The following is a 26,042-nucleotide window of genomic DNA, read 5'->3' on the forward strand; positions in this document are numbered from 1 at the left end:
TACTTCCCGCATGGCTCGAGCACGCACATCACCGAGTTCTTCCACAGCACTCCGCATGGAGCGCTATCGCGGATGGACCGACTCGACCGAGAAGAGCCGTGGTTGCACGTCAGTCGCGATCTTGGCTGCCTGGTCCATGTGCACACGGGCCTCAGGGTTCTCAAGCATCGCCTTGTAGTGCTCCTCGGTCTCCCACTGGGCGTAGTTGATCACTCGTTCGCCGTCGAGTGAGGCGTGGAAGTTGGCGCATACGAAGCCGGGCTGGTGCCTCATGGTCTCCTCGGTCGCACGGGCGAGCAGCTCGATCAGCTCGTCCTGACGGTCCGGGGACACCGCGAACACGTTGATGAGGGTGGCCACGGGGCGGGTCGTGTCGACCTGAACGGTAACAGTCATGTGGTTATTTCTCCCCTTACCTGTGGTGGGGTTGTCGCGTTCGGCCGGGCATTCGCTCGAACGGAGGCGAGTGGCAAGACCTCGGCGTTCGGCGAGAGTTGCCGGTACGCCTTCCAGGACGTTCCGTAGACGGTCAGCGGACAGGCCGCCGCTCTGTGCCAGTAGTGCCGATCCACCGCTCTTGCCGTTCAGGAACCGCTTGACCAGCCGCGCGGCCTGCAGCCCGACGCCTTCGACACCGACGGCGGCCTCCAAGCGGCGCATGCCCGCACCGACCGAGGACTCCGAGCCGGGTGGTGCGGCCAACCTCCTCGATGTCCAGCGTGCGTACGCACTTCTGCACGCTCGTAGCCCTTGGCCACGGCGCCGTCGCCTCGCCCGTCAGGTACGGCTTGAAGGGACAATGCCCGCGTTGACGAAAAGCAGCGTCGGGTCCGGTGTGGGCAACGGGGCGCTGGGGACGACGGTGGGGCCGAGCTCGGCGAAGAAGTCGAGGAAACGGCGGCGGATCTCGGAGGTGCGCACGGTGGGCCCCGGGTGGCTACAGGGGCTGGGCGGCCAGGGTTCGCGCGGGATGGCGGGGCCCAAGGAAGACCGCGACTCCGTGGCCGCCAGGGGAGGGGTGAGTGGCCTGGGTCCAGCCCTCGCGGCGGTAGAAGGCCATGGCCCGGGCCGACCGGAGGGAGGTGAGCAGCCAGGCGCGGCCGTCCGGGGCCTCCTCGGTCACCGCCTTCAGGAGGCCGGCCGCGATCCCGTTTCCGCGAGCGGTGACACGGACCGCGAGCTCGTCGACCTCGCGAGCCCCGCACAACCACTCCTCGGTACGACTCGTCCCCAGACCGGCGGCCGCCTGCGGATAGCAACGGTCGACCGGGAAGGGTACGGGCGTATCCCAAGCGGTAGCGAAACCCACGGCATTCTGTCCGTCGAAGGCGAGTGCGGCGGTGAACCCCGGAGGCCGTACGTCCGCAGCGAGCCGTGCGACGAAGGCGTCCGCCCTCTCCTCGTCCTCGTTCCAGGGCGGTGCGCAGAACGCGTCAGCATAGACGGAGCGCAGGTCCGCGCTGTGCGGCAGGAGAGCGTCGGACGTGACGACACGGATGTCCATCACGCAGCCACCGCTCCGGCCGCCACCGGATGCAGGGCCCCGTACTCCAACGGTGCCGACGGATCGATCGACACGTCCAAGGGCGCCGGCTCGGCCCCGGCCCGCACGAGGAGGTCACCGACGGCGGCGATCATCGCGCCGTTGTCCGTGCACAGCCTCAGCGGCGGTACCCGCAGTGCGATGCCAGCCGCCCGGCAGCGCTCCTCAGCCAATGACCGCACCCGCGAGTTCGCGGCGACCCCGCCGACGACGACCAGCGTGCCCACCCCGTGCTCCACACAGGCGGCGACTGCCTTCCGGGTCAGGACGTCGGCGACCGCCTCCTGCAGCGACGCGGCCCCGTCGTGGACGGCCAGTTCGCGTCCGGCGTGGGATTCGGCCCAGCGGGCCGCCGCCGTCTTCAACCCGGAGAAGGAGAAGTCGTACGAACCCGGAAGCGGGCGAGGGAAGCCGACGGCGCGTGGATCGCCCTCGCGGGCAGCGCGGTCGATGGCCGGACCGCCGGGATACGGCAGGCCGAAGGCCCGTGCGACCTTGTCGAAGCACTCGCCGGCGGCGTCGTCGAGGGTGTCGCCGAGGTGGGCGATCGGATCGCTGGCCAGGTCGCGCACGAGGAGCAGCGAGGTGTGGCCGCCGGAGACGATCAGCACCATGCACGGGTCGGGCAGCGGGCCGTGCTCCAGGGTGTCGGCAGCGACGTGGCCGGCAAGGTGGTGCACGCCGTAGAGCGGGACACCCAGCGCGTAGGCGATCCCCTTCGCCCCTGCGAGGCCGACCTGGAGCGCGCCAGACAGGCCCGGTCCGGTGGTGACGGCGACCGCACCGATGTCGCACAGGCGCAGCCCCGCCTGGTCCAGTGCTCGCCTAACCACCGGGCGCAGGGCCTGCAGATGGGCGCGGGAGGCGATCTCGGGCACCACGCCGCCGTAACGGGCATGTTCGTCCATGCTCGACGCCACCGCATGGCCGAGCAGGCGTCCGTCCCGGACGAGGCCCGCACCGGTCTCGTCGCAGGACGACTCGATACCGAGAACGATCGGAGAGCCCATGATGCACCTTCCTGCGAACCTAAAGTTATTGCGAACATTCTGCAATAAGTGGGCCCGTGACGTGAATCCGACCTGGCCTTGGAGGGTGAGCGGTGCGATGAGGTGTTCGAGGATGCCGCTGAGCAGGGGGTTTTCCGATTCTTTGACCGAGAAGTGGCGGGGGCTTTACTGCGACAGGCTTGTAGCTGCAACTGATACGCAGAAAGCTGAAAGGCGCGGCTGAAAACAGCCGCTCACCGAGAAGTAAGGGTCACTCCCCATGACCACCACACCTGATCCCGCTTCCGCCCGGCCGACCGCTCCGGCCGCGGTTCGCGGCATCTCGTGGCACCGCATCCGTACCGCGATGACCCGCAAGGAGTGGGCGAGCGTCGGCGGGATGGCGGCCTTCATCCTGGCGCTGCATGTCATCGGCTGGTTCACGCTGGTGGCGCTGGTCGCGCCCGAGCACTACAGCCTGGGCAAGCAGACCTTCGGCATAGGCATAGGCGTGACCGCGTACACCCTTGGCATGCGGCACGCCTTCGACGCCGACCACATCGCGGCGATCGACAACACCACCCGCAAGCTGATGGGCGAGGGCAAGCGCCCGCTGTCGGTCGGCTTCTGGTTCTCCCTCGGCCACTCCACGGTCGTCTTCGGCCTCGCGTTCCTGCTCTCTCTCGGCGTAAAGGCGCTGGCCGGTCCCGTCGAGAACGACAACTCCGAGCTGCACGACATCACCGGCTGGATCGGCACGACCGTCTCCGGGACCTTCCTCTACCTCATCGCGATCATCAACCTGATGATCATGGTGGGTATCTGGAAGGTCTTCCGGCAGATGCGTGCCGGCCAGTTCGACGAGGCCGCCTTGGAGGAGCAGCTCAACAATCGCGGGTTTATGAACCGCCTGCTCGGGCGAACGATGAAGACGATCACCAGGCCGTGGCAGATGTACCCGGTGGGCCTCCTCTTCGGTCTCGGCTTCGACACCGCGACCGAAGTGGCGCTGCTCGTCCTCGCCGGCTCGAGCGCCGCTGCCGGGCTGCCCTGGTACGCCATCCTGTGCCTGCCGATTCTTTTCGCGGCCGGCATGTCGCTGCTCGACACGATCGACGGCTCGTTCATGAACTTCGCCTACGAGTGGGCGTTCTCCAAGCCGGTCCGCAAGGTCTACTACAACCTCACCATGACCGGCCTGTCAGTAGCGGTGGCGCTCATCATCGGCACGGTCGAACTGTTGGGCCTGGTGGCGGACCAGGCCGACCTTCACGGCGCGTTCTGGGACTGGATCTCCGGCCTCGACCTGAACATCGTCGGCTACGTCATCGTCGGCCTGTTCTTCGCCACTTGGGTCTTCGCCTTCGCGGTGTGGAAGTTCGGCCGCATCGAGGAGAAGTGGGAGGCGGGCATGGCCGGCGCGGTGCCGGCGCAGCAGGCCGCCGAGTAGGGGACCTCTGGCGGCGTCGGCTCGCACCGACCGGCGTCGCTCTCCGTTCGGTGGAGCCGGACGATCGTCATCGGCGTCGCCCGACATGCCGTGGTCGCCCTGCTCGCGACGGAGACCGATGGGGCCCCGGCCGGGCGCGAGGATCGACAGAATGCAGGTCGAGTCGCACATCACGTTCGCCGACGACACCCTGACGAGGCCCACCGCCAGCGGTGCGCCTCGGCCACTGAATGGGGGAGATCCATCTCCTCAACCGGGCGCGAACCTTAGGCAAGTTCTCCGCGGAGCCACTCTTCCTGCGATCGCAAGGCCGTTCACGCTCTGGTTGCCGTGTATGTCCTGAGCGAGGAACGAGCAGCTGGTCGTCACTGCCCAAGGCTGACACGAGCTTCAGCCCGAGCTGGAAATTCTCCACTCGGGCGCCCGCGCCTTCACCCGCTGCAGCGGGCACATCGGCCGTACAAAAGCAGCGAACCAGCCGCGCCTACGTGAAGACCGGCCAGTTCCGCGATCCGCTCCACGGCGTCCTTCAGGTGATCGGCCGCCAGATCGCCCACCTGGCCGCATGCTTCGCACACCGTGTGATGGTGTGGCTCGGAGCTGACGCCATAACGCTTGGGCCCCGGTCCGTGGACCGCGTGTGTCAGGCCGGCGTCGGTCAGGGTCTCCAGGGTTCGGTAGACCGTCGCCTGGTCGAACGGCACGGCCAGCCGACGTAGTTCGCTGCAGACCTCCGCGGACGAGAGGTGGGCTCCCGATGCAGAGAGCAGCCTGAGGGTACACAGGCGACTGGCGGTGCAGCGCAGGCCGTGGAGACGTAGCAGCGTGGGGAGTTCCGAGGGCGTCGCCGAGCCATGGTGGGCCGACGGCGGAGTCGCGGTCACGTGTCTGCCTTTCTCGCCGCGGTCGAGGAGTCGGGTGCACGGGCTGCCTTTATGGCGCCGGCGCGACATGCGAGGTCCTAGGTCCAACGCCTGATCGCAAGGTACCGTTCTTACTGCTAGCGTGCACCTGCATACGACTCGCAATAACGTCGGAGGACGTTGGACATGGCGCTTTACACGCTCCCGGAACTTCCGTACGACTACTCGGCGCTCGCCCCGGTCATCAGCCCGGAGATCATCGAGCTGCACCACGACAAGCACCACGCGGCGTACGTGAAGGGCGCCAACGACACGCTGGAGCAGCTGGCCGAGGCGCGGGACAAGGAGTCGTGGGGCTCGATCAACGGGCTGGAGAAGAACCTGGCCTTCCACCTCTCGGGCCACATCCTGCACTCGATCTACTGGCAAAACATGACCGGCCCGAAGGACGGCGGCGGCGAGCCCCTGGCCCAGGACGGCGTCGGTGACCTGTCGGACGCGATCACCGAGTCCTTCGGCTCCTTCGCCGGCTTCAAGGCCCAGCTGACCAAGGCCGCGGCCACCACCCAGGGTTCGGGTTGGGGTGTGCTCGCCTACGAGCCGCTGAGCGACCGCCTCATCGTCGAGCAGGTCTATGACCACCAGGGCAACGTCGGCCAGGGCTCGACCCCGGTCCTGGTCTTCGACGCCTGGGAGCACGCCTTCTACCTGCAGTACAAGAACCAGAAGGTCGACTTCATCGAGGCCATGTGGCAGGTCGTCAACTGGCAGGACGTGGCCAAGCGCTACGCCGCCGCCAAGGAGCGCGGCGACAGCCTGCTGCTCAAGCCGTGACGCCGTAGCACACCTCAGGCGTCCTGCCTCGTGATCGTCTTCTCACCCTTCACGTCGGCAGGCGGTACAACGAAAGGCTCCCGCAAGGCAGATCCTTGCGGGAGCCTTTCTGTGGCCGGCGCCCGCCCGAGTCAGGTCAACCTGCGTCCGCGGTACGAGCGTTCCACCGCTCCTCGACCTTGGCCAGCCGCCAGTAGCCGATGGCCGCGGCCCAGACCACCACGAACAGGCCGACGATGACGTAGCCGACGTTGTCCAGGTCCAGGCCCGCGATCCAGCCGGAGGCGTCGTCACTGAGGCCCAGCTTGTCGTGCAGCACCCCGACCAGCTCGATCGTGCCGACGAAGAAGGCCACTGCGATGGACAGGCCGGTGATGGTGAGGTTGTAGAACACCTTGCGGACCGGGTTCGAGAACGCCCACTGGTAGGCGAAGTTCATGAAGGTTCCGTCCAGGGTGTCGAACAGGCTCATACCGGCCGCGAAGAGCAGCGGCAGGCACAGGACCGCGTACCAGGGAAGGCCGGCCGCGGCGCCGTTACCGGCCAGGGCGAGGAGCAGCACCTCGGTGGTGGTGTCGAAGCCGATGCCGAAGAGGAAGCCGAGCGGGAACATCTGGCCGGGACGGCGGATGGACTTGGTGAGCCGGCCCAGAATGCGGTTCATGAAGCCGCGCGAGTCCAGGTGGGCCTCCAGCTCCGCCTCGTCGTAACGTCCGGCTCGCATCGCCTTGAAGACGCGCGCGATCCCGACCAGAGCGACCAGGTTCAGGGCGGCGATCAGGTACAGGAACCCTCCGGAGACGGTGGTGCCGACGGTGCCGAGGACCTGGTGGGTGTGGGAGCCGTCGTTCATCAGGGTGCCGGCGAGCTTCGCGCCGCCGGCGACCAGCGCGGCCATGGCGACCACCACACTGGAGTGGCCGAGCGCGAACCAGAAGCCCACCGACACCGGCCGCTGGCCGTCGGCCATCAGCTTGCGGGTGGTGTTGTCGATCGCGGCGATGTGGTCAGCATCGAAGGCGTGCCGCATACCGAGGGTGTAGGCCGTGATGCCCAGACCCACCCCGAACGCCTTGGTCCCGACCTCGTAGTGGTGCGGCACGACGAGCAAAAAGAGGATGCCGAAGGCGACCACGTGCAGGGCGACGATGACAGCCAGGAGGCCGGCGGTTCGGACGGTGTCCTCGCGGCGCCAGCGGAAGGAAGGGGCGGCGGTGGTTTCGGGCACGCCTGGGGACAGGGTCATACGGTCACGCTCCAGCACCTCGTGGATCAGTTTCGTGCTGCCGTGGCCGGTCTCCTGGCTGACGGGTCATCGCGCCCGCCCCTGCCTTCCCGGCCGTGAGGCCAGTGGCAACGCTTGGGGCGGGAACTCCCCGATCACAGTGGCGAGGGCCGCTCCGGACTGAGTCCCTGAGGGACTGTCACCGGTCTTCCCGAACACCACGGCCCGCCCACCCTAGAAGGCAGGAGGTCGCGGCTGCAAGGCTGCACAACTGATGAGGTATGGAGGCAGGGTGCCGGTGACTGCGATGATGGGCCCATGCATCTCGTCCCCGCGGAACGTGCCGGGCAGCGGACCATCGACGGCCATCGGGTCTGCGACGCCATCGCAGCCGTCGGCGAGCCCGGGCGGGTACGCGCCTGGGCCGACCGTTTCTCCCTGCTCTCCGATCCCGGACGCCTGTCCCTGCTGCTGGCCCTCCACGAGGCGGGCCCCATCGCCGTCTCTGACCTCGCCGTGGTCACCGGGATGCGGGACACCGCCGTGTCCCAGGCCCTGCGTCTGCTGCGGGCCGCGGGCGCGGTGGAGGGCGAGAAGGACGGTAGGGTCGTGCGCTACCGCCTCGTCGACGGCTCCCTCGCCGCGTTGCTGAGCCACTGCACGTCACACGATGCAAGCGCCGACAGCACAATGTCGCGAGGAGCAAGTGGCGCAGGACCACGATAAGGATCGCAGCTGCGCGCCATTGCCGCCGGTCTCGGACAGGGCCAACAGCGGCTCTTGAACCGGGAGGAGTGTTGATGGACCGCATTCGCCGAAGCCTTTTCCGCTGTCCAGCAGTCGGCACCAGAAGGACGGATTCCGGGCTGGGGCGGCGAATTTCCTGATGCAGCTTTCGCCACGTCCGGCTGTGGACGAGTTGGTGTTCACCTGCCCCTCATGGAACTCCTCCCGGCGGCGTGCGGCGTGCGGCGTGCGGCGTGGGGTCGTCGCTCCGGCCGGTCGGTTCAGGCGTGTGCGTGCCCGGTGCGGCGGCGAGAGATTCGGCTGAGGAGGAGGTCCACGACGAGGAAGGCGGCGAGTGGGATCCCGAGCAGCGGGACGTAGTAGCCGACCACGGCGACCATCGCTGCGCCGGGCACCAGCACGTACACCGGTACCTGCCGCCAGGCGCCGCGGGGGATCGGGCGGCCGAAGGCGGAGCCGCGGCCGCGCTGCCACCACATGCGGTAGCCCCAGAGGGTGAGCAGGACCAGGGCCAGGGCGAGGACGGCCAGCGCGATCTGGTTGGCGAGGCCGAACAGGGTGCCGGTGTGGGCGTCGATGCCCCACCGGGTGAGCTCGGCCGGCATCGGGTAGTCGGCGAAGCGCAGGACGTCGGTGACCTTGCCAGTGGCCGGGTCGACGGCGATCGAGTCCTGGCTGGGGCCGCTGCCTGGGCGGACCCGCCTGAATCGCCGGCCGTGTGGGGTGGGGCGGTGGTGGGCGGTTCGACGGACGGGGGCGCTGCTCCCGGGGCGTACGGGTCTCACCTCATCGGTCGGTTGATCGGAACGGTGAGTTCCGCGCCGTTGGTGTGATGTGGAGCACCCAGTGGCCTGTGAACGCCGGGGCCGGCCGAGGTAGTGGACGTCATAGGCCGGCCGGACCGCATGCACGGCCCGGCCGACTCGGTGGGACTCCTCGGCGTTGCGCTGCGACTGGAACAGGGAGTCGGCCGATGCGGGCCGCCTTCGCCTTGTCCTGGGGCGATGGATCAGGCGATCCCGTCCAGCTTGCCTTTCCTGGCGTCGTCGACCAGGGAGGAGAACTGGTCGGCGCTCATCTGGACGCGCTGGCCGAAGTCGTCGGTCAGGACGATGCGGCGGTCGTCGGGGGCGGTCGGGTCGACGAATAGCTGGGGACAGCCGCAGTTGCAGTTGCCGCAGAACGTGGCCACGGGCTCCAGCCCGCTGGTGTCGGTCATGCTGCTCCACCTCCGTGGACATGGGCGTGCGGCGCTCCGGTGTCCGGGCCGGTGCCGCGGGGACTGTCCGGGGGATACCCGGCGCGGATGCGGCGGACGCGCGACCCCGACGTATCCAGGGGGCGCGGGGATGGCGGGTGTGCGCTGCTGCTCCTTGGAGTGCTTCCGGTGCTTCGATTTCGCCAAGGTGGCCGGGAACTGAACGGCACCCGCATCCGACTCGTAAGGAGGAGGCGGGTCGAACACGCAACAGCTCCGTGGGCGGTGATGCGTATGCCTGGGCCGGGGGAGAGATCCTTTGGACGCGTGGCAGCATCAGGTGTCGTGAGTGTGTCCCTGGTGGTGCGGAGCGTGCGCGCGGCGGTGTTTGCCGCGCTGTGCGTGCTGCTCGCTGCCGGAGGGCATGCCCTGGCAACGGGCATGGCGCCGCCGGTGTGGGTGCAGGCCGCCGGGTTTGTGCCGGTGTTCGCGGTGGGCTGTCTGTGGGGCGGCCGTGAGCGGTCGCTGGCCGCCATCGGCATGGGGACTCTGGCTTCCCAGGGCGGGCTGCACCTTGTCTTCCACGCCGTGCAGCCACACCACGCTGCGATGGTCATGCACGGCATGCCGATGCCCTCTGCGCATGCGTTGACGCCGCACGCCGCCGCCGTCCACGTCGGGGCGGCCCTGCTGCTGACCTGGTGGCTGCGGCGCGGCGAGGCGGCACTGTGGTCGCTGCTGCGGCGGACGGTCGCGTTCGTGCCGGGGCTCGCCGCCTGGTGGCAGGTGTCCGGCGAGGCATGGCGCGCGCCGGCCGGGCCAGTGCTTGTGCGTCGGGCCGCCGGTGAGCGGTGGGCCTTGCGGCAGGTACGGCTGAGGTACGCCGTGCACCGGCGGGGGCCGCCGGCAGGGATGTCGTACGCGTGTCGTACGTGATCTGAACCCGACATCCCCTTCTCTCATCCGTACGGAGATCCATCACCCATGTCCAGGACCCGCACCACCCTGCGCCGCGCCGGCGCCGTCACCGCCCTCACCGCCGCCGGGCTCCTCGCCGCCGCGGGCGTCGCTTCCGCGCACGTCACCGTCCACCCCGACAGCTACGCCAAGGGCGCCACGGACGGCGTGCTGACTTTCCGCGTCCCCAACGAGGAGGACAACGCCTCCACCACCAAGGTCCAGGTCTTCCTGCCGACCGACCACCCCGTCCTCGGCGTCCTGGTCCATCCGCAGGACGGCTGGACCGCCAAGGTCACCAACACCAAGCTCAAGACCCCCGTCAAGACAGACGACGGCACCATCACCGACGCCGCCTCCGAGATCACCTTCACCGGTGGCAAGATCGCACCCGGGCAGTACGAGGACTTCAACGTCGCCTTCGGCCAGCTGCCCGACGACGTCGACCAGCTGACCTTCAAGACCCTGCAGACGTACTCCGACGGCAAGACCGTCCGCTGGATCGAGGAGGCCCAGGGCGGCCAGGAGCCGGAGAACCCGGCACCCGTCCTCAAGCTCACCGCCAAGGGCGCGGAGGACGGAGCCGGCGCTTCGACCGCCCCGGCCGCGAGTTCGAAGAGCTCCGAGAGCGCCAAGCCGACCGCCTCGGCGAGCGACTCGACCGCCCGCGGTCTCGGCGTCGCCGGGCTGGTCGTCGGCGTGCTGGGCCTGGCAGCGGCGGGCTTCGCCGTCGTCCGCGGGCGCTCCGCCGGATCCCGGGCCGAGTAGCGCGCCCGCCCTGCCGGCGGAAGCCCGTCGGCAGGGCGCCGGTCGGTTGCCTCCTGCGCGCTCCGTCGTCCGATCAGACGGCTACCGGATCGGCGACGCCGTACCCGGCCTCGACGATGGCCGTGCGCAACCGCTCGTCGTCGAGATCTTCCTTGATGCTCGCCGCGCAGTGCTCGCAGCTCATGCCGGTGACGTTGTGCTCCTTCTGGTGCATGAGGGAACTCCCGGGCGCTGTAAGGGGCTCGGGTGGCGTGCGAATCCGCGGGTGCGGGTGTTCACGCCGACGCCGTCACCTCGGAGGTCGGCTGGGCGGACCACAGAGTTCCGCGTGACGCACTTGTGTATGACGTGATGTGGGTGTACGCGGGAAAGGAGCCCGGGACGTCGCGGCGAGAATGCGTCCGCGGACCGGGAACTCACCGCCCTCTTCTTCCGACTCCTCTCGGAGAACGGACAGGAGGTGGGATGGACGGTCTGGATGTGCGGATGCGCGAGGTCGCGTGCCGCCATGGCCGGGTCGAGGCCGTGTGCGGGGTGGACCTCGACATCGAGGCGGGCGAGCGAGTCGCGCTGACCGGCACCAACGGGTCGGGTAAGACCACGCTGATACGTGCCGTGCTCGGCCTGCATCGGCAGGCCGACGGGCAGATCTTGGTCGGTGGCCGAGGCACCGGTACGGCGGCCGAGTGGGCATGGCGGCGCCGGGCGTGCGCGTGGATTCCGCAGAAGCCGGCGGTGGGCCGTTTCCCGCTGCTGGGAGATGAGCTGCTGGCCAGCAGTGGGGCGCCGCGCGAAGCGGGGGAGGCGGCGCGCAAGCTCGGCGTCGGGCCACTGACCGGCCGCCCGCTGCACACGCTGTCCGGGGGCCAGCTGCAGCGCATGTATCTGGCCCGCGCGGTCGGGTGTGTCGCCGCCGGGGCGGGGGTGCTGCTGGCGGACGAGCCGACGGCCGCCCTCGACTTCGCAGGGCAGGAGGAGGCGGCCGACGTACTGCTGTCGCTGCCGGTGACCGTCGTGGTCGTCACCCACGACCGTGCGCTGGCCGACCGCTGCGACCGGGTGCTGGAGATGGCCGCCGGCCAGCTGCGGGAGGCCCGGTGAACAATCTCGCCGCCGCCGACCTCGGAACGCTCCTGCAGCTCATACCCGTCCAACGGGCGGGCCTCGCCCTGCTGTTGGCGGCGGCCGGACTGCCGGTGATCGGCGTGGTGATCGTCGGGCTCGACATCATGCCGGTGCGGTTCGCCATGATGCACGTCGCTCTGCTCGGCATCGCCGTCGGACTGCTCACCGGGCTTGATCCGATGCTGTGCGCGCTCGTCGCCTGTGCCCTCGCGGGTGCCGGTGTCGCGCCGCTCGCCCGCACCCCGGACGGCCTGTCCGGGGCGATGGGCCTGCTGATGAGCCTGGCGATCGCCGCCGCGCTGCTGGTCCTGGCCGTCTCCGGGGTCAACGCGCAGGGCGCGTTCGCGCTGCTGTGGGGCTCGATCCTGTCGGTGGGCACCTCCGACCTGTGGTTGCTGGGCGTGCTCGCCGTCGTCGTACCCGCGCTGTTCTGGTGGCGCCGCCGCGACCTCGCGCTGCTGCTCTACGACCGCGAACTCGCCCTCTCCTCCGGGGTGCGCGTCGACCGGCTCACCCTCCTGCTGCTCGTGCTCGTCGCGGTGTCCGTCGCCGGGGCGATCAAGCTGACCGGCGCGCTGCTCGTCGACGCGCTGACGCTGTTGCCCGCGCTCGCCGCCCGGCGGCTGGGCACGTCCCTGAAGTCCATCACCGCCTGGGCGGTCGGCATCGGCGTCGCCGTGAACCTCACCGGGTTCCTCGTGGCGCTGAAGCTCGACTGGCCACCCGGTCCCGTGCTCGTCCTGACGGCCGGGGTCCTGGTCCTGGCCGTCCATCTCATCCCCGAACGGAGAATCCGCTCATGGCGCGCACCTGCGTCCGCATCGTCCGTGTCCCTTCCCTCGTCGCACTGAGTCTGACCACCGCGCTCGCGCTGACCGCCACCGCCTGCGGCTCCGACAAGGCCGACAGCGGTGGCAAGACCGCGAACAAGAACGGCGGTGGCCCCGTCGTCGTAGCCACCACCACCTGGGAGGGAGCCCTCGCCAAGGCCGCCGGTGCCAAGGACGTGAAGGTCATCGTCCCGTCGTCCGTGCAGCACGCCCCGGACTACGACCCCAAGCCGTCCGACCTCGCCGCGGTCGCGGGCGCGGACTTCGTGCTCTACGCGTCCTTCGAACCGTACGCCAAGAAGATCAAGGACGCTGCCGGGTCGAGCGCGAAGCTGGTCGAGATGAACCTCGACAACGACGTGGCCACCACGAGTGCGGACGTCACGCGCCTGGGCAAGCTGTTCGGCACCCAGGACGCCGCCATGAAGTGGAATGCCTCCTTCAAGAGTGAGTACGGCACGCTGCAGAAGGAGCTGAAGGCCGCGTGGCCGGGCGGCAAGGCGCCGGCCGTCGTCGCGCAGGTCTTCTCCGTCTGGTCGACGAAGATGGCGGGCGCGGAGCTGCGCGGCACGTACGGCCCGCAGGCCGTGACCGCCAAGCAGCTGGCCGAGCTGGAGCAGAAGAAGCCCGCGTTCGTCTTCGACAACGTCCACATGACGACGGGGACGGTGCTGCCGGACTCGGGTGCGCGGCAGGTGGAGATCGTCAACTACCCGGGCAAGGACCTGGACCTGCTGGCGGTCTACAAGAACGCCGCCGAGACCATCAAGAAGGCGATGACTTCTTCGTAGGGCGTACTGAGGTGAGTGCGGGCCGCCCGGAGATTCCGGGCGGCCCGCTGCCGTTGGGTCAGACGGATTGCGCGAGAGGCCCCGGCGCCTGCGCGGAGCACCGCTCCCGAAGGCGGGCCCGGTCCGGCTTGCCTGCCGGGGTGAGGGGCAATTCCGGTACGAGCAGCAGGCGTTCGGGGTGCTTGCGCCGCTCCAGGCCGCGCGCGTCCAGGTGCGCGCACAACTGCGCCAGTGTCGGCGCCTTGCCTCGCGGCACGACGCAGGCCGCCAGCCGCTCGCCCATCACCGGATCGGAAACGCCGACGCACACCACGTCCCGTACGAGCGGATGTGCCGCCAGCTCGATCTCCACCTCGGCCGGGCTGATGTTGGCCCCGCCCCGGATGACGACGTCTTTCAGACGCCCGACGATCCGCAGGTTCCCGTCCTCGTCGATGAGGCCGAGGTCGCCGGTGCGGACCCAGCCGTCGGCGGTGCGGTAGCGGCCGTCGAGGTCGGGGGCGGCGACGTAGCACAGCGGGGTCATCGGGCCGCGGGCGACGATCTCGCCGACCGAGCCGCGCGGCGCCTCCTGTAGTTCGGGGGTGCCGGGGACGGCGATGCGTATGTCGGCGACGAGCGGGTCCGGATGGCCGGCGAGGACGCCCGGCATGTCGCCGCGCAGGGGCGGGTCGGACAGTCCGGTGTGGCAGTTGACGCCGTCGGCCGAGCCGTACAGGTTCACGACCGGACAGCGGAAGACGCGCCGGGCCTCCTCGGCCGTGGCCTCGTCGAGCGGTGATCCGCCGACGATGAGCGCCGTCGGGGGAGAGAACGCCGGATGGTGTCCCTCCGCGATCCGGTCGAGCATCATTCGGATCATGGTGGGCACGCCCAGGACGTGGGTGGGCTCGTGTGCGGCGAGCGCGTCCAAGGCCGCCTCGGGCGTGAAGTGGTCGAGCAGGACGAGCGTTCCGCCGTGCCGGGCGAGCGTGACGGCGGTGCCGCTGCTGCCGAACGCGGACGCCAGCGGCACGAGGAAGAGGCAGCGCGGCGGCTGTCCGTCCAGCATGAGCGAGGCGAGGAAGTTGCCGCGCCCGCCGGCCAGCGCGTTGTGCGAGTACGCCACCATCTTCGGTTCGGCCTCGGACCCGGAGGAAACCAGGATGCGGGCGGCGGAGTCGGGGTCGGGACGTGCCGGGCGGAAGGACGTCGGGTCGGTGCGTAGCAGCCTGGAGAAGGCGACAGTCCCCTCCGGGGCTCCGGGCCCGGCGGCGACCACCGTGCGCATGGTGGGGAGTTCACCGGCGAGGGTGAGCAGATCGGCGGCGTGGTGGTTTCCGCGGTGCTCGGTGACGGCGATCACGGCGACCGCTTCCGCCCGGCCCAGCAGCGAGGCAGCCTCGCGTGTGCCGCGGCCGACCGGGAAGGGCAGGGCGATGGCGCCCAGCGCGGCCAATGCGAGGTCTGCGATGACGGCGTTCCGGCCGCTCGGGAGTTGTATGCCGACCACGTCACCGGCGCGTATGCCGAGCCCGGACAGACCGGCGGCCAGACATCGCGCCTTGCGGTCGAGGGCGGTGTAGCAGAGTTCCCCCTTGGCGTCGATGACGGCGGTGCGGTGCAGGCCGGCGATCTGGCGGGACCGGTAGAGGCTGTAGAGGTCCAGGTCCGGGCAGGTGCCGTCGACGGCCCAGGTGCGGCGCAGCTCGGCGGGCAGCAGGTCGTGCAGGTCCACGGTCATGCGAAGCTCCAGGGGGCGGGGACGGCGGGGGCGCCGTGTGCGTCGCGGCTGACTGAGTTGGAGGCGAGCAGGGTGGCGAGGTCGGTGACGACCGGGACGGCAGCCAGGCCGCGGTCGCGTAGCCGCTCCAGCGCCTGCGCGGTGGGCAGTTCGCTCACGTCGTAGGGGGCCGCGGACAGATCCGCGAGGGCGACCCAGCCGTCGGCGGTGCGCAGCGGGCGGCGGAATCCGGCTGGTCGGCGCGGGTCGAGCCCCTGCGCGGCGCGTGTTCGGTGGGGTGCGGTGAGTACGTCGGCGGCGCCGAGCAGCGACGAGTCGACGCGTACGCCGCGGCCGGTGCGCTCCCGCAGCAGCAGCCCCGCCAGGATCGCCTCGCCACCGAGCAGGCCGCCGAGCACGTCCAGCAGCGTCATCAGGGAAGGAGCGGGCGGCTCGTCGGCGGGCCGCACCGCCTCGCCCACCCCGGTGCGGGCCTGCACCATGAAGTCGGTGCCCATGGGGGCCGCTGGCAGCCGGTCCGCCCAGCCGCTGGTGTAGGCGTAGACGAGCGCGGGGTTGGCGCGGGCCAGGTGCTCGTGGTCGAGGCCAAGACGGGCGGCCGTGCCCGGCGCCCAGTTGTGCAGGAACACGTCCGCGTCGGCGGCCATCTCGCGCAGCCGCTCCCGGTCGGCCGCGGACTTGATGTCCACCTCGACGGCCTTCTTGCCTCGGTTCAGCGCCAGCCAGCGTGCCGAGACGCCGGAGCAGGCGGGCGGCATCCCGCGCAACGGGTCGCCGCCCGGCGGCTCGATCCGGATCACTTCCGCACCCAGCAGGCCGAGGAGGTGGGCGGCGAGCGGGGCCTGGATGCGCCGCCCGGCTTCGAGGACGGTGAATCCGGCGAGGGGCAGGCCATCGGTGGGTAGGGGGTTGGTCCTGCCGGAGGTGTACGCCGCGTCGTGCGGGGTCAGCTTCCAAGGCGCCGCACCGTCGTACTCGGCCGCCCTTTCGGCGAGCGAGCGCAACGGGCACACGTTGGCGCCGGACACCTCGGCGGCGTATCGGATCCGCGCCCAGGAGCTTGCCCGCACCGCCTCGTGCAACGTCTGCGGGAAGGGCGCGCAGGCCGTGGCGTATCGGAACTGGAAGGGCTGCCACCCTCGGCGTATCGATTCTTCCGGGGCGTCGAGGGTGCGCCAGAACGACGCCCACACCCCCGGGTCGAGCGTCTCCAGCTCGAAGACGATCCCGTCGGCCGATGTGAACGGTGGTCCGCCCGGGGCGAGTTCGGTGGCCTCCCCTTCCTCGGCCCCGGCGGCTGCCAGGTACTGGGAGACCGTGAGCAGCCCTACCCGCTCGACGCTGACCTCGACCTGTGTGACGTTCAGGCCCCGTGCCCGCGCCAGCAGCCCGGCCAGCAGGCCCTGCACGGCGAGCACTCCGGTGGCGGTGGAGGCGTAGTCGGCGGCGAGGCCGCGCGGGGTGCCGTCACGGCGGCCGTGCACGGCCATGATGCCGGTGGTCGCCTGGACGGTGGCCTCGTCGGTCGCGGCCTCGCCCCACGTGGTGCGGGCGGTGACGCCGCCGACGTCGCGTCCGCCGACGGTGAGTCGGCTGCCGGAGCCTCCGTCCGTCCGGGCGCCCAGCAGCCGCAGATGCTCGGTGACGAGAGCGTCCGCCGGGCCCGGCGGACCGGAGTGCTCCAGACGGAGGCCGTCGAGTGGTCCGGCCGTCCGCGCGACGGCCGGTGTGGCTGGAGTTGCCATGCCTCTCCTTTCCTGACGCGCGGGAACCCGGGGACGGTCGCCCCCGACCTGTTCCACGGAAGAGGGAGTCGGACGGCCGGCGGCCGGGGTTCCCGCAGACCTTGAGGAAATGACGGAGACCCGCATGGAGGAGATCACTGGTACGCCCCACTGCCCTGCGGACACGGCGGACTTGAGGGATCGCGTCGCGGAGTTCGTGCGCAGACGGGTGGCGCCCTGCGAGCCTGTGCTGGACGCAGGCGGCGCGGAAGCGACCGCCGTACTGCGCAGGCTTCAGAGCGAGGCGAAGGCCGAGGGGCTGTGGGCGCTGCCGCTGCCCTCGGAACTCGGCGGCCAGGGGTTGCCGCTGCGGTCGTACGCCCATGTTGCCGAGGCCGAGGGAGCCAGCGACCACGGCCCGGCCGCCCTCGGCTCCGCCCCCCTGCTGGACGTGTTGATGCTGTGGCGGCACGGCAGCCCTGCCGTCCGAGAGCGGTACGCCGAGCGCCTGGTCGCCGGCGAGATACGCGCCTGCTACGCCATGACCGAGCCCGAGACGCCGGGCACCGACCCCTTCCTCACCACCACGCGTGCCGCCCCCGGGGACGATGGGAGCTGGCGGGTGAGCGGGCACAAATGGTTCACCAGTGGGGCGGCCGACGCCGACCTCGTCACGGTCCTGGCCCGCACGGAGGGCGCACCGCCGGACCGCGAGGGACTCTCGCTGCTCCTGGTGCCGACCAGCTCGCCCGGCTTCCGTGTGGTGCGGGAGCTGCCGGTGCTCGGCGCGGGCGGCCAGTGGGAGATCGAACTGGACCGGGCCGTGGTCGACGGCGACCACCTGATCGGCGAGCGCGGCAAGGCACTCGACGTCGCAGCCGAACGGCTCCAGCTCGGCCGCACACTGCGCTGCCTGCGCTGGCTGGGGCAGGCGGGGCGCGCCTTCGACCTGATGCGCGCACGCGCGACGACCCGCACCCGCTCCCGAGGCCCGCTCGCAGACCTCCAACTCGTCCAACGCCATGTCTTCGAATCCCTGCTCGCGCTCCGCACGACCCGCCCGCTCGTGTACGAGGCCGTGGCCCTCCTGGACGCTGGCCTCGACGCCCACGTGGAGGTGGGCCTGGCCAAGGTGGCCGCCGCCCGCACCCTCCAGCAGGTGGCCGACGCGGCGATCCAGGTATACGGCGCCGCCGGGCTCGGCCCGGACACCGCCCTGCCCGCGCTGTTCCGCACCGGCAGAGCGGCCCGCATCCTCGACGGCCCGGACGAACTGCACATCACCTCGGTCGCGCGCCGGGTGCTGCGTACCACCTAGATTTCATTGGTGCCGAGGAGGACGGTGAGCGCGGCGAGCGCGTAGGCGAGGAAGAAGTCGCCCCAGATCAGTTCGTGCCGCGTCGCCGTCCCGGCTGTGAGGTCGTAGCAGCCGTCCAGGAGACGGCCGTCGCCCGAGAGATGGGTGCGGACCAGCTCATTCAGTACCTGGACGGCTCGTTCGCGTCTGCCGAGCTTGAGCAGGGCCACTGCGGTGATCGCGGCGGCGGACGTGTCGAGAGGGCTTCCCGGGTGGGTCTCGTCCGCCGGTGGGATGGTGTGGGCCGGGATCAAGTGGCGTGCGGCGTCCGACAGATCGGCGGCGCCGAAACGGTGTACGGCGTCGGCCGCGGCCAGCAGCAGCCAGGCCCGGCCGCGGCTCCAGCCGGGCGGCGGATCGTCGCACGGGACCCAGCCCTCAGGCTGCTCGTACCGCCAGGACCAGCCGAAGGCGCCCTCGCCTACACAGAGTTCGAGGTGGCGACGCAGATGGCTCTCGGCCGCCTGTGCGTCCACCGTTGCCAGGAGCGGGACCATGCCGGGCACGCCGTCCACGCGGGCCAGGAGGCGGGGTCCGCCGAACGCCGAGCCCCACGGGACGAGGCCGAGTTCGGCGTCATACGCATCGCGGCAGGCATGGGCCGCGCGGTCCCGTAGCGCGGCGGCCTCGGGAGTGTCGGCGAGCGCGGTCCCGTACCAGAGGATCAGTCCGCGCGCGGCCGTGTCGGCGTGTATCCAGTTCGCGAGCCGGCGAGTGCATTTCGCCGCCGCCTCGCGAGCGCCGTCGTCCCCTGTGTAGCGGGCGCGCAGCCACAGCAGCCCTGCCCAGAAGCCGCCCGTCCACGAGCCGCGCCCCGTCGTCGTCCACCGGCCGGTGCCGGGATCGGCGAACAGAGGGAAGCGATCGCCTACCTCGGCCTGGGTGACGGCCGCCCGCTCCAGAACGGTCTCCAGCGCAGGGGCCGCCCACTCGGGAACGGCAGGGCAGGGCGGGGGAACGATCCCGCCCGAGCCCTTCTCCGCACGGGCCGTACTCATCGCCGCGCGCCCGAACGCCGCTCACGCACCGACCACATCAGCGCCACGACGCAGGCCCCCGCGAACTCTCCGGCGACCAGCAGCCACCCCGTCCCGTACCGCCCGGCGTCCGCCAGCAGCCCGAACAGCGGCGGACCGATCGCGAACCCGGCGAAGAAACCCGCCGAGACCAGCGCCGAGTCCTGCCCGGCCCGGCCGGGCGTCGCACGCTGCATCACCAGCACCATCGAGACCGCGTTGGCGGCCACCGCGAAGACGCCCACAGCCACCGCCGCACCCCACGCCAGCGGGTGCGCGTACGCCGAGGCCGCCAGCAGCAGCGCAGCCCCCACAGCACCACCGGCCAGCCCGCCCGGCAACCACACCGCCCGGCCCGGCTGCCCCGCCACCTTCGACCAGCCCACCCGCCCGGCAATGCCCGCGATGCCCAGCACCGCCACCAGCGCACCGGCCGCCGTCGGCCCGAGCCCGAGCCGCCGCACGCCGTACAGCGAGAGATACGTGTTCACCGACGCGATGCCGCAGCCCAGCAGCAGGGAGAAGACCGCCAGCCAGGCGATGGCGCCTCGCGGCACCCACGAGGCGGGCGCGGCCTTCGGCGGCGGGTCGGCGGGCAAGGCGCGAGCCGCCCAGACGGCCGCCGGCACGGCTGCGGCGGCCGCCGTCCACACCGCGCCCCGCCAGCCGACCGCTCCCGCCAGCGCGGCCAGCGGCAGCCCGGCGGCGAACGCGCCCAGCTGCACCCCGGACTGCTTCATCCCGGTCACCGAGCCACGCCGCTCGGCCGGTACGACGGCCAGGATCGCCTTGTTCGTGGCGGGATTCGCCAGCGCCTGTGGCAGCCCGCCCAGCGCGACCGCCGCCAGCAGGAACCCGGCGCCCGGTGCCGAACCGATCAGCGCCAGTGCCACCGCCGACACCAGCAGCAGCGCTACCAGGCAACGGCGCGGGCCCAGCCGGTCCACCACACGCCCGCCCGCCGGGGAGAGGACGGCCGCCGCCCCGAAGCCGACGGTCGTCGTCAGCCCCAGCACGGTCGGCGACACCTTCAGGTCGTCGACCAGCCGCGGTCCGAGCGCGCCGAGCAGGAACAGCTGCATCATCGAGAAGGCCATGGCGCCGGTCAGCAGTGCCGTCATGGCACCGGTCGCGCGTGCCGGGCCGCTTCCCGTCACTGTCTGGATCTGACTCTGACTCTGCCTCTGGTCCGCCGTCACCGACGTCCTCCTCCCCACCCGGACAATCTCCGGGGCTTCGAGAGGAGTCGGGCTCGACCTCCGACGAGTTCCGGCCCAACTATGTGGCCTGGGTCACAAGTTCCGGGTTGAGGGAGGCATAGTCCGATTCCCGTACCCCCCGGTGACCATGGAAGCGCGGATGCGAGGATGAGGCCGCCATGACTGCTGGGTGGTGTTCTCGCACAGTACGGGCCGCGGTGTTCGCGGCCGTCTCCGTGCTGCTCACCGCCCTGGGCCACATCATGATGTCCGGAACCGCGGTGCCCTGGTGGGCCATGGCCACGGGCGCACTCGCGACGGGCGGCATGGCCTGGGGGCTGGCCGCCCGGGAACGCGGACCGCTCCTGGTCGTCTCCGTCGCGGTGGCCACCCAGGCCCTGCTCCACTCGTCGTTCTCGCTCGCCCAAGCTGTCGTACATCCGACACCGTCCGGCGGGAGGTCGCTCGCCCAGCAGTGGCTCACTTACCTCCTGTGCGGTTCACCGTCGGGTTCGGGCGCCATGGGTCACGGGATGACCTCCATGGGGCACGGCATGGCCGCCATGCACTCCATGGGCTCGATGGGCTCGATGGACCACACGGGTTCCGCGGAGTCCGCCGGCACCCTTGGCCATGACATGGGCGGCATGTCCTCGACCGGCATGCTCGTCGCCCACCTGCTGGCCGCGCTCATGTGCGGTCTGTGGCTCGCGTATGGCGAACGCGCCGCGTTCCGCATCCTGCGGGCCATGGCCGGCCGGCTCTTCGCGCCACTGCGCCTGCTCCTCCGGCTGCCCGTGCCGCCGCAACGGCCGCGCGTCCGGGCCCGCCGAGCGGAGTCGGACCGGACACCGTGCCGCCTGCTCCTCACCCATGCGATCACCTATCGGGGTCCGCCCACCGGGACCGCTGTCGCCTGACGACAGCCGGTTCCCCGAGGCCGCCCCCACAGCCGTCCATCTGTCGGTTCGCTGCCTCGGGCATCGGTCGTGCGCTCCCTGCCCGGCCGTCCATCCCATCACCGGTTCTACCGTGCCGCCCGCTGCCGCCCTGCGGCGTGCGGCGGCCGGACACCGGCGTGCCTGATTCCCGAGAAGGACAGATCCCAGGTGATCACTCCTGCCCTGCTTCCCTCGCGCGAAGAGTCGAGCGAGAGCTCGAGAGAAGACTCGATCACGGCTTGGGCGCTCGCCGCCCGCAGCGGTGACGCCGATGCCGTCGACCTCTTCGTACGCGCCCTGCACCGAGACGTCCGCCATTACGTGGCGTACCTCGGCGCCGACCCCCAGAGCGCCGACGACCTGACCCAGGACACCTTCCTGCGGGCCCTGGGCAGCCTGCACCGGTTCGAGGGCCGTTCCTCGGCCCGGACGTGGCTGCTCTCCATCGCCCGCCGCGCGGTCATCGACAGCATCCGCTACAGCTCGTCCCGCCCCCGCCTGTCGGACACGGACGACTGGGAGTCGGCCGCCGAACGCACCCAGCCGTGCGACCTGCCAGGCTTCGACGAGGGCGTCGCGCTTACCGAGCTGCTGGACACACTCCCCGACGACCGCCGCGAGGCATTCGTCCTCACCCAGATGGTGGGACTTCCCTACGCGGAGGCGGCCCTCGTCAGCGGTTGCCCGATCGGCACGGTGCGCTCGCGGGTCGCCCGTGCCCGCACTTCCTTGATCGCGTGGCTGGACGAGGCCGAGCACTCGTCACCAATGGCGGCAGCGGCCTGACGGGTCGTACGGAGTCGGCCCGGATCGCCAGGTGATCCGGGCCGAGTGACCTATGCGGCGGCGGGCAGCACGTGGTCAGCCTCGGGCGTACTTGCTGATGTCGCCTCATGCGCGCAGCCGACTCCTTGGAGTTACGGGTTGATCGTGGGTGTGCTGGGCCTGGCCGCGGCGGCGCCTTCGCCATTGTGCGCAGCTGCTCTGGCGGATCTCGGCCCGAGTGAGGTGTGCGCCGAGCGGTCGTCTTCTTCGGGCCTACGGCAAAGGGCGTGCCAGAACTCGGCCTTGTCTGACCGACTCCTCCGTGTCCCGTCACCGATGCCGCCGCCTGCGGCTCCTTTCTCTGCGAATTTCAGTCAACGGCGCCAGCGATGGTGATGCAGGTCACGATTAAATTCCGGAACTCGACTCTTCGTCGACCCGACTACTGGGACGGTACGGCTACTACTGCCATCACTTGCACGACGGTTCGATGCGACCAGGAAGGCTCGGCATGGCCGATATCCCGTTGTCACCCCGCTCTACCGGTGTGACCCGCCGCAGACTGTTGCCGCCTCCCGCACTCTGCGGATTCCTGCTCCTGCTGGTGCTGCTGTTCTCGGTGTCCTACTCCGTCGGGTCGGCGGCGGGGCCGGTGGCGCCCGGCATGCACGGCACCGGAGGAACCGGGGGCAGCGGCGGGAGCGGTGGGAACGGCGGGGGCATGGACGACATGCCCGGGATGAGCCATGGGAGCGGTGAGTGATGGCGGTCGAACCGACGGCGAGCCTGGTCGTCACCGACATCACCGTAGGCGGGATGACCTGCGCGGCCTGTGTGCGGAGGGTGGAGAAGAAGCTCGCCAAGCTGGAAGGCGTCACGGCCACGGTCAACCTGGCCACCGGGCTCGCCCGGGTCAGCCACCCGGCCGATGTCGCGCCCGAAGCCCTCGTCGCCGCGGTCGAACAGGCCGGATACCAGGCCGCACTGCCCGTGAGTGACGACGGCGAGGATTCCGAGGCGGCGGACGAGGACGAAGCCGAGTCCCGGCGCGAGCGGGTACGGATCACGGTCACCGCGCTGCTGGCCGTGCCGGTCCTGGTGCTGTCGATGGCGCCGGCCCTGCAGTTCCGCAACTGGCAGTGGCTGTGTTTCGTACTGGCCGCCCCGGTGGCGGTGTGGAGCGCCTGGCCCTTCCACCTCAGGGCGCTGCGCGGGCTGCGTCACTCCACGGCCACCATGGACACCCTGGTCTCGCTGGGGGTCGTGGCGTCGTTCTCGTGGTCGGTGTACGCGCTGTTCCTGGGCGGGGCGGGCGAGCCCGGGATGCGGATGTCGTTCAGCCTCCTGCCTTCCGCGTCGGAGGGCATGGCGCACCTGTATCTGGAAGCGGCCGTGAGCGTCCCGCTGTTCGTGCTGACCGGGCGGTTCCTCGAGGGGCGGGCCCGGCGGGGGACCGGGGCGGCGCTGCGGTCGCTCGCCGAGCTGGCGGCCAAGAAGGTGTCCGTACGCGACGAGCTCGGCGAGCGGTCCATCCCCATCGAGCGGCTGCGCGTGGGGCAGGTCTTCGTGGTGCGCCCGGGTGAGCGGGTCGCCACCGACGGGCGGGTGACGCAGGGCACCTCCGCCGTGGATCTGTCCCTGGTCACCGGCGAGAGCGAGCCCGTGGAAGTGAGCCCCGGCTCGGCTCTGGTCGGTGGTGCCGTCAACGCCGGTGGACTGCTTCTCGTCGAGGCCACGGCGGTCGGCGCGGACACCCAGCTGGCTCGGATCACCCGCCTCGTCACGGAGGCGCAGGCCGGCAAGGCACGGGCGCAGCGGCTGGCCGACGCGGTCGCCGGAGCGTTCGTACCCGTGGTCCTCGCCATCGCGGTGACCGTGCTCGGGTTCTGGCTGGGTGCCGGAGCCGATCCGCAGGCGGCCCTCACCGCCTGTGTGGCCGTTCTCGTCGTGGCCTGCCCGTGCGCGCTGGGGCTGGCGACACCGACCGCCCTGATGGCCGCCACCGGGCGTGGGGCGCAGCTGGGCGTGCTGGTGAGGGGGCCACAGACGCTGGAGGCCCTCCAGCACGTGGACACGGTCGTCCTGGACAAGACCGGCACGCTGACCACCGGTCACATGACGGTGGCCAAGGTCACCGCCCTGCCGGGCACGATCGGGCAGGAGACGGTGGTGCGGCTGGCCGGGGCAGTGGAGCAGGGCTCCGAGCACCCCATCGGACGGGCGATCACCGCTTACGCACGCCGTACGGGGGAGGACGAACCACTGCCGGAGGTGACGGACTTCGCCGCGATCCCCGGCTACGGGGTCAGCGGCCGTGTGGATGGCCAGAAGATCGAGGTCGGCGCGCCGGACGGCAAGCTGCCGCGCGCGCTGGCCAAGGCGCTGGCCGCGGCGGAGGAGGCCGCGCACACACCGGTTCTGGTGCGGGTGGACGGCCGGGCGAAGGCGCTGATCGCCGTCGGCGACATAGTGCGCCCCGGCAGCTACCGGGCGGTGGACCGGCTGCGCCGGCTCGGCATCCGCCCGGTGCTGGCCACCGGCGACCGCAAGGCGCCTGCCGAGGCCGTCGCCGCCGCGCTCGGCATCGACGAGGTGCACGCCCGCTGCACCCCCGAGGACAAGGCAGCCCTCGTACGGGAACTGAAGCAGGAGGGCGCAAGGGTCGCGGTGGTCGGCGACGGTGTGAACGACGCCGCAGCACTCGCCGGCGCCGACCTGGGCATCGCCATGGGCAGCGGCACCGACGTGGCCATCGGCGCGGCCGACCTGACCCTGGCCCGCGGAGACATCGAGGCCCTTGTCGACGCGGTCCGCCTCGCCCGGCGCACGTTGGGCACGATCCGGGCCAATCTGGCATGGGCGTTCGGCTACAACGTCGTCACCGTGCCGCTGGCCATGGTCGGCCTGCTCGATCCCATGGTCGCCGCCGCGGCGATGTCGGTGAGCTCCGTGCTCGTGGTGGCGAACAGCCTGCGGCTGCGCACCTGGCAGCCGTCACCGGCCCGTGGCCGGGCGCACGGGACGGGAGGGACGCGCGGCGGGAAGGTGGGTGTCCGATGAGGCGGATCACAGATCGGGTCTCCTCGCTGGGCGGCCTCGACCGGCGGCGGTTGCGGGACGGCACGCTCGCGGTCCTGGTGCCCGTCGCGGCGTGCAGTGTGGCGTTGGCGGGACTGACCGCCTGGGTCGGTACGGGCAGGGCCGGCAGCCCGGCGCGTATCCGCGTCACGCAGGGGCGGCTCCTGCTGCCGTCCGCCGGAGTCCCGGAGACGGCGGCGTTCTTCCGCATCGCGAACGAGGGCGGCTCCGCCGACACCCTCGTCCGGATCACCGCACGTGACGTCCCCGGCGACGTCACGCTGTCCCGGCATCGCATGAAACAGGGCAACGCGGCCTACCCGTCGGAGACCGGCTCCGTCTCCGTCGCGGCGGGCGACAGCCTCGCCATGTCGCCGAGCGGGATCGACCTGACGGTGCCCGTGCCTTCGGACGCGTGGCATTCGGGCGATCTCGTGCCGTTCACCCTGGAATTCCGACGCAGCGGCCCGGTCAGGGTCCTGGCCGTGGTGGTGCGGCCGGGTACGGTGTCGCTGCAGTAGTCGTTCCCTGCGCTCCCTGCGGCGCCCGTCGAGCGCGTGGTCGGCGACCAGGCCGAGGCCCTCGAAACCCGCACCACTCCCACGGACGGGCCGACGGCCAGGACGCGCACCGACGCGGTCGCGACGTGGGAGGCCCAGAACCCGAGCACCTCCCACGGCCCCACTACGTCGAGGTCTTCGGCGTCTTCGAAAAGCAGCACACCGAGGGTCAGGTGGTCGGCCATGGCAGCGCACACCAGTGCCCCGCTACGGACGGCAAGGGGGCTTCCCGGGGCCGTTTCTCCGAGCCGGCAACGGTGCCTCCCCGAGTAGTCGTCGACGAGCCCGGACCGGTTCCATGGAGACGCCGTCCACCAGAGGCATCGGGGGCGAAGCGGCGCATGGACGGATGCGGTCGT

General features: G+C 71.1%; 25 protein-coding genes, 2 pseudogenes and 1 riboswitch. Of the genes and pseudogenes, 14 read left to right on the forward strand and 13 right to left on the reverse strand.

Annotation, left to right across the window (positions count from 1 at the left end; translation table 11 throughout):
• Positions 1-63: 63 nt before the first annotated feature.
• The 4 genes and pseudogenes from ACZ3ZD_RS10350 to tsaD all read right to left on the reverse strand — a co-directional run bounded on the left by ACZ3ZD_RS10350 (position 64) and on the right by tsaD (position 2,553).
• On the reverse strand, positions 64-660 hold the full coding sequence (locus ACZ3ZD_RS10350) for an antibiotic biosynthesis monooxygenase family protein (RefSeq protein WP_467395351.1): 597 nt from the start codon (positions 658-660) through the stop codon (positions 64-66).
• A 19-nt stretch (positions 661-679) separates the two neighbouring features.
• A pseudogene (locus ACZ3ZD_RS10355) lies at positions 680-921 on the reverse strand (alanine--tRNA ligase-related protein); the annotation flags it as partial.
• A 16-nt stretch (positions 922-937) separates the two neighbouring features.
• Positions 938-1,504, reverse strand: coding sequence for a GNAT family N-acetyltransferase (locus ACZ3ZD_RS10360; protein WP_467395791.1), 567 nt, complete (start codon positions 1,502-1,504; stop codon positions 938-940).
• On the reverse strand, positions 1,504-2,553 hold the full coding sequence (gene tsaD, locus ACZ3ZD_RS10365; protein ID WP_467395352.1) for a tRNA (adenosine(37)-N6)-threonylcarbamoyltransferase complex transferase subunit TsaD: 1,050 nt from the start codon (positions 2,551-2,553) through the stop codon (positions 1,504-1,506). Before tsaD ends, ACZ3ZD_RS10360 begins: the two co-directional genes overlap by 1 nt.
• 259 nt (positions 2,554-2,812) lie before the next feature.
• Between tsaD and nicT (ACZ3ZD_RS10370) the strand changes: the two genes are divergently transcribed.
• Positions 2,813-3,982: a Nickel transporter NicT gene (nicT, locus tag ACZ3ZD_RS10370; RefSeq protein WP_467395353.1), complete on the forward strand. Its 1,170-nt coding sequence runs from the start codon at positions 2,813-2,815 to the stop codon at positions 3,980-3,982.
• Between the two features lie 431 nt (positions 3,983-4,413).
• On the opposite strand, the gene ACZ3ZD_RS10375 is transcribed toward nicT (ACZ3ZD_RS10370), so the two are convergent.
• Entirely contained in the window at positions 4,414-4,935 is a 522-nt protein-coding gene (locus tag ACZ3ZD_RS10375) for a Fur family transcriptional regulator (protein WP_467395354.1), read from the reverse strand.
• A gap of 96 nt (positions 4,936-5,031) precedes the next feature.
• On the opposite strand from ACZ3ZD_RS10375, the gene ACZ3ZD_RS10380 reads away from it, so the two are divergent.
• A complete protein-coding gene (locus ACZ3ZD_RS10380; RefSeq protein WP_467395355.1) occupies positions 5,032-5,679 on the forward strand; it encodes a superoxide dismutase in 648 nt (215 codons plus the stop codon).
• Positions 5,680-5,815: 136 nt separating this feature from the next.
• Here the strand turns inward: ACZ3ZD_RS10380 and nicT (ACZ3ZD_RS10385) are convergent, their stop codons facing one another.
• The gene (gene nicT / locus ACZ3ZD_RS10385) at positions 5,816-6,925 is read right to left on the reverse strand and encodes a Nickel transporter NicT (protein ID WP_467395356.1); all 1,110 of its coding nucleotides are present in this window, start codon (positions 6,923-6,925) and stop codon (positions 5,816-5,818) included.
• Positions 6,926-6,952: 27 nt separating this feature from the next.
• Positions 6,953-7,142, reverse strand: a riboswitch (cobalamin riboswitch).
• A gap of 80 nt (positions 7,143-7,222) precedes the next feature.
• Here nicT (ACZ3ZD_RS10385) and ACZ3ZD_RS10390 point away from each other — a divergent pair.
• Complete coding sequence (locus ACZ3ZD_RS10390) at positions 7,223-7,630, forward strand: ArsR/SmtB family transcription factor (protein WP_467395357.1); 408 nt, start codon at positions 7,223-7,225, stop codon at positions 7,628-7,630.
• Between the two features lie 281 nt (positions 7,631-7,911).
• Here ACZ3ZD_RS10390 and ACZ3ZD_RS10395 read toward each other — a convergent pair.
• Both ACZ3ZD_RS10395 and ACZ3ZD_RS10400 read right to left on the reverse strand, forming a co-directional pair.
• Positions 7,912-8,448 (reverse strand): annotated as a pseudogene (locus ACZ3ZD_RS10395) (PepSY domain-containing protein); the annotation flags it as partial.
• Positions 8,449-8,660: 212 nt separating this feature from the next.
• Complete coding sequence (locus ACZ3ZD_RS10400) at positions 8,661-8,870, reverse strand: hypothetical protein (protein ID WP_467395358.1); 210 nt, start codon at positions 8,868-8,870, stop codon at positions 8,661-8,663.
• A gap of 324 nt (positions 8,871-9,194) precedes the next feature.
• On the opposite strand from ACZ3ZD_RS10400, the gene ACZ3ZD_RS10405 reads away from it, so the two are divergent.
• On the forward strand, positions 9,195-9,785 hold the full coding sequence (locus tag ACZ3ZD_RS10405; RefSeq protein WP_467395359.1) for a hypothetical protein: 591 nt from the start codon (positions 9,195-9,197) through the stop codon (positions 9,783-9,785).
• A gap of 48 nt (positions 9,786-9,833) precedes the next feature.
• Positions 9,834-10,574 (forward strand): YcnI family copper-binding membrane protein, encoded by a 741-nt coding sequence (locus tag ACZ3ZD_RS10410; RefSeq protein WP_467395360.1) that lies wholly within the window; start codon positions 9,834-9,836, stop codon positions 10,572-10,574.
• A 73-nt stretch (positions 10,575-10,647) separates the two neighbouring features.
• Here the strand turns inward: ACZ3ZD_RS10410 and ACZ3ZD_RS10415 are convergent, their stop codons facing one another.
• On the reverse strand, positions 10,648-10,788 hold the full coding sequence (locus ACZ3ZD_RS10415; protein ID WP_467395361.1) for a hypothetical protein: 141 nt from the start codon (positions 10,786-10,788) through the stop codon (positions 10,648-10,650).
• Between the two features lie 251 nt (positions 10,789-11,039).
• Here ACZ3ZD_RS10415 and ACZ3ZD_RS10420 point away from each other — a divergent pair, with 251 nt between their 5' ends.
• From ACZ3ZD_RS10420 to ACZ3ZD_RS10430, 3 genes are read left to right on the forward strand one after another with little or no spacing between them, the layout of a single operon-like run.
• Positions 11,040-11,675 carry an ATP-binding cassette domain-containing protein gene (locus tag ACZ3ZD_RS10420; RefSeq protein WP_467395362.1) on the forward strand — a complete coding sequence of 212 codons (636 nt, stop codon included), beginning with the start codon at positions 11,040-11,042 and terminating at the stop codon, positions 11,673-11,675.
• Positions 11,672-12,550, forward strand: a complete 879-nt coding sequence (locus tag ACZ3ZD_RS10425) for a metal ABC transporter permease (protein WP_467395363.1) — start codon at positions 11,672-11,674, stop codon at positions 12,548-12,550. Before ACZ3ZD_RS10420 ends, ACZ3ZD_RS10425 begins: the two co-directional genes overlap by 4 nt.
• Positions 12,499-13,320: a metal ABC transporter solute-binding protein, Zn/Mn family gene (locus ACZ3ZD_RS10430; protein WP_467395364.1), complete on the forward strand. Its 822-nt coding sequence runs from the start codon at positions 12,499-12,501 to the stop codon at positions 13,318-13,320. The genes ACZ3ZD_RS10425 and ACZ3ZD_RS10430 overlap by 52 nt, the downstream gene beginning before the upstream one ends.
• A gap of 58 nt (positions 13,321-13,378) precedes the next feature.
• Here ACZ3ZD_RS10430 and ACZ3ZD_RS10435 read toward each other — a convergent pair whose 3' ends face one another.
• Positions 13,379-15,043 (reverse strand): class I adenylate-forming enzyme family protein, encoded by a 1,665-nt coding sequence (locus ACZ3ZD_RS10435; RefSeq protein ID WP_467395365.1) that lies wholly within the window; start codon positions 15,041-15,043, stop codon positions 13,379-13,381.
• Positions 15,040-16,788, reverse strand: a complete 1,749-nt coding sequence (locus tag ACZ3ZD_RS10440; protein ID WP_467395366.1) for a CoA transferase — start codon at positions 16,786-16,788, stop codon at positions 15,040-15,042. The genes ACZ3ZD_RS10435 and ACZ3ZD_RS10440 overlap by 4 nt, the downstream gene beginning before the upstream one ends.
• A gap of 109 nt (positions 16,789-16,897) precedes the next feature.
• On the opposite strand from ACZ3ZD_RS10440, the gene ACZ3ZD_RS10445 reads away from it, so the two are divergent.
• The gene (locus tag ACZ3ZD_RS10445; protein WP_467395367.1) at positions 16,898-18,085 is read left to right on the forward strand and encodes an acyl-CoA dehydrogenase family protein; all 1,188 of its coding nucleotides are present in this window, start codon (positions 16,898-16,900) and stop codon (positions 18,083-18,085) included.
• On the opposite strand, the gene ACZ3ZD_RS10450 is transcribed toward ACZ3ZD_RS10445, so the two are convergent.
• Together ACZ3ZD_RS10450 and ACZ3ZD_RS10455 are read right to left on the reverse strand one after the other, a co-directional pair.
• Positions 18,082-19,122, reverse strand: coding sequence for a sugar ABC transporter permease (locus ACZ3ZD_RS10450; RefSeq protein ID WP_467395368.1), 1,041 nt, complete (start codon positions 19,120-19,122; stop codon positions 18,082-18,084). The two genes, ACZ3ZD_RS10445 and ACZ3ZD_RS10450, sit on opposite strands and share 4 nt — an antisense overlap.
• On the reverse strand, positions 19,119-20,261 hold the full coding sequence (locus ACZ3ZD_RS10455; RefSeq protein ID WP_467395369.1) for an MFS transporter: 1,143 nt from the start codon (positions 20,259-20,261) through the stop codon (positions 19,119-19,121). The genes ACZ3ZD_RS10450 and ACZ3ZD_RS10455 overlap by 4 nt, the downstream gene beginning before the upstream one ends.
• A gap of 257 nt (positions 20,262-20,518) precedes the next feature.
• Here ACZ3ZD_RS10455 and ACZ3ZD_RS10460 point away from each other — a divergent pair, with 257 nt between their 5' ends.
• From ACZ3ZD_RS10460 to ACZ3ZD_RS10480, 5 genes are all read left to right on the forward strand, one after another.
• Positions 20,519-21,259: a hypothetical protein gene (locus ACZ3ZD_RS10460; RefSeq protein ID WP_467395370.1), complete on the forward strand. Its 741-nt coding sequence runs from the start codon at positions 20,519-20,521 to the stop codon at positions 21,257-21,259.
• A 189-nt stretch (positions 21,260-21,448) separates the two neighbouring features.
• The gene (locus ACZ3ZD_RS10465) at positions 21,449-22,066 is read left to right on the forward strand and encodes a sigma-70 family RNA polymerase sigma factor (RefSeq protein ID WP_467395371.1); all 618 of its coding nucleotides are present in this window, start codon (positions 21,449-21,451) and stop codon (positions 22,064-22,066) included.
• Positions 22,067-22,556: 490 nt separating this feature from the next.
• The gene (locus tag ACZ3ZD_RS10470) at positions 22,557-22,808 is read left to right on the forward strand and encodes a hypothetical protein (protein ID WP_467395372.1); all 252 of its coding nucleotides are present in this window, start codon (positions 22,557-22,559) and stop codon (positions 22,806-22,808) included.
• Positions 22,808-25,105 (forward strand): heavy metal translocating P-type ATPase, encoded by a 2,298-nt coding sequence (locus ACZ3ZD_RS10475; protein ID WP_467395373.1) that lies wholly within the window; start codon positions 22,808-22,810, stop codon positions 25,103-25,105. Before ACZ3ZD_RS10470 ends, ACZ3ZD_RS10475 begins: the two co-directional genes overlap by 1 nt.
• Positions 25,102-25,644, forward strand: a complete 543-nt coding sequence (locus tag ACZ3ZD_RS10480; protein WP_467395374.1) for a copper chaperone PCu(A)C — start codon at positions 25,102-25,104, stop codon at positions 25,642-25,644. Before ACZ3ZD_RS10475 ends, ACZ3ZD_RS10480 begins: the two co-directional genes overlap by 4 nt.
• Positions 25,645-26,042 lie beyond the last annotated feature (398 nt).

This window comes from Streptomyces sp. NPDC023481, assembly GCF_055560195.1.

Excerpts from the sequence above, each read along its gene's own strand:
- ACZ3ZD_RS10380 (WP_467395355.1), top strand. The coding sequence starts at position 5,032 with ATGGCGCTTTACACGCTCCCGGAACTTCCGTACGACTACTCGGCGCTC.
- ACZ3ZD_RS10420 (WP_467395362.1), top strand. The coding sequence starts at position 11,040 with ATGGACGGTCTGGATGTGCGGATGCGCGAGGTCGCGTGCCGCCATGGC.
- ACZ3ZD_RS10400 (WP_467395358.1), bottom strand. The coding sequence starts at position 8,870 with ATGACCGACACCAGCGGGCTGGAGCCCGTGGCCACGTTCTGCGGCAAC.
- ACZ3ZD_RS10440 (WP_467395366.1), bottom strand. The coding sequence starts at position 16,788 with ATGGCAACTCCAGCCACACCGGCCGTCGCGCGGACGGCCGGACCACTC.
- ACZ3ZD_RS10390 (WP_467395357.1), top strand. The coding sequence starts at position 7,223 with ATGCATCTCGTCCCCGCGGAACGTGCCGGGCAGCGGACCATCGACGGC.
- ACZ3ZD_RS10480 (WP_467395374.1), top strand. The coding sequence starts at position 25,102 with ATGAGGCGGATCACAGATCGGGTCTCCTCGCTGGGCGGCCTCGACCGG.
- ACZ3ZD_RS10435 (WP_467395365.1), bottom strand. The coding sequence starts at position 15,043 with ATGACCGTGGACCTGCACGACCTGCTGCCCGCCGAGCTGCGCCGCACC.
- ACZ3ZD_RS10350 (WP_467395351.1), bottom strand. The coding sequence starts at position 660 with ATGCGCCGCTTGGAGGCCGCCGTCGGTGTCGAAGGCGTCGGGCTGCAG.
- ACZ3ZD_RS10470 (WP_467395372.1), top strand. The coding sequence starts at position 22,557 with ATGGCCGATATCCCGTTGTCACCCCGCTCTACCGGTGTGACCCGCCGC.
- ACZ3ZD_RS10460 (WP_467395370.1), top strand. The coding sequence starts at position 20,519 with ATGACTGCTGGGTGGTGTTCTCGCACAGTACGGGCCGCGGTGTTCGCG.
- ACZ3ZD_RS10375 (WP_467395354.1), bottom strand. The coding sequence starts at position 4,935 with ATGTCGCGCCGGCGCCATAAAGGCAGCCCGTGCACCCGACTCCTCGAC.
- ACZ3ZD_RS10415 (WP_467395361.1), bottom strand. The coding sequence starts at position 10,788 with ATGCACCAGAAGGAGCACAACGTCACCGGCATGAGCTGCGAGCACTGC.
- ACZ3ZD_RS10360 (WP_467395791.1), bottom strand. The coding sequence starts at position 1,504 with ATGGACATCCGTGTCGTCACGTCCGACGCTCTCCTGCCGCACAGCGCG.
- ACZ3ZD_RS10455 (WP_467395369.1), bottom strand. The coding sequence starts at position 20,261 with ATGACGGCACTGCTGACCGGCGCCATGGCCTTCTCGATGATGCAGCTG.
- ACZ3ZD_RS10410 (WP_467395360.1), top strand. The coding sequence starts at position 9,834 with ATGTCCAGGACCCGCACCACCCTGCGCCGCGCCGGCGCCGTCACCGCC.
- tsaD (WP_467395352.1), bottom strand. The coding sequence starts at position 2,553 with ATGGGCTCTCCGATCGTTCTCGGTATCGAGTCGTCCTGCGACGAGACC.
- ACZ3ZD_RS10450 (WP_467395368.1), bottom strand. The coding sequence starts at position 19,122 with ATGAGTACGGCCCGTGCGGAGAAGGGCTCGGGCGGGATCGTTCCCCCG.
- ACZ3ZD_RS10445 (WP_467395367.1), top strand. The coding sequence starts at position 16,898 with ATGACGGAGACCCGCATGGAGGAGATCACTGGTACGCCCCACTGCCCT.
- nicT (WP_467395353.1), top strand. The coding sequence starts at position 2,813 with ATGACCACCACACCTGATCCCGCTTCCGCCCGGCCGACCGCTCCGGCC.
- nicT (WP_467395356.1), bottom strand. The coding sequence starts at position 6,925 with ATGACCCTGTCCCCAGGCGTGCCCGAAACCACCGCCGCCCCTTCCTTC.
- ACZ3ZD_RS10475 (WP_467395373.1), top strand. The coding sequence starts at position 22,808 with ATGGCGGTCGAACCGACGGCGAGCCTGGTCGTCACCGACATCACCGTA.
- ACZ3ZD_RS10430 (WP_467395364.1), top strand. The coding sequence starts at position 12,499 with ATGGCGCGCACCTGCGTCCGCATCGTCCGTGTCCCTTCCCTCGTCGCA.